This window comes from Collinsella sp. CLA-ER-H6, from assembly GCF_040092305.1.
Taxonomy (GTDB): Bacteria; Actinomycetota; Coriobacteriia; order Coriobacteriales; family Coriobacteriaceae; genus Collinsella.
The window spans coordinates 1-749 of the sequence record NZ_JBBNLS010000045.1 but is presented as its reverse complement, the minus strand read 5'-3'; the positions used below and the strand labels follow the sequence as shown (position 1 = coordinate 749).

General features: G+C 58.7%; 1 protein-coding gene. It reads left to right on the top strand.

Features of this window, described 5'->3' with window-relative positions:
- Window positions 1-149: 149 nt before the first annotated feature.
- On the top strand, window positions 150-608 hold the full coding sequence (gene tnpA, locus AAAX77_RS09835) for an IS200/IS605 family transposase (RefSeq protein WP_055287554.1): 459 nt from the start codon (window positions 150-152) through the stop codon (window positions 606-608).
- The last annotated feature ends 141 nt before the right edge of the window (window positions 609-749 follow it).

Sequence of the window (749 nt, the reverse complement as noted above, 5' to 3'; positions counted from 1 at the left end):
TTCAAGACTTTAGTCCGCTGGCCGCGCAGCGGCCAGCTTTAAACCACCCGCTACGCGGGTGGAGACAAACGGCTTTACAAAGCCACCCCTCCGACCGATATTGACGATTGTTCAGGCCGTCAAGAATTCGAGTCGAAGGGGTGGTCGCCATGGCCCAGAAGGCCTACAGCCTTTCCCACACGAAGTGGATGTGCAAGTACCACATCGTGTTCACGCCGAAGTATAGGCGCAAAGTGATCTACAACCAAATCAGGAGCGACATAGGGGAGATCCTCAGGAAGCTGTGCGAGTACAAGGGGATCGAGATAATCGAGGGGCACCTGATGCCCGACCACGTGCACGTGCTGCTGGCGATCCCGCCGAAGTACAGCGTCGCGAGCGTCATGGGCTACCTGAAGGGGAAGAGCTCGCTGATGATATTCGACAGGCACGCCAACCTCAAGTACAAGTTCGGCAACAGGAAGTTCTGGGCGGAGGGCTACTACGTGTCCACCGTCGGCCTGAACGAGGCGACGATCGCCAAGTACATCAGGGAGCAGGAGTCCCACGACATCGCGCTGGACAAGCTGAGCGTGAAGGAGTACGAGGACCCCTTCAAGAGGGGGTGATGCTGCCGGTTCGACCGGCGCGCCACGGGTCAAGATGCACTAGGCCTGGACGAAGTCCGGGCCCGCGCCTTTAGACGCGAGCCCGGGGCCCGTGGGTTATACCCTAAGAGCAAACCACCCTTTTTAAGGGTGGTTCTGATT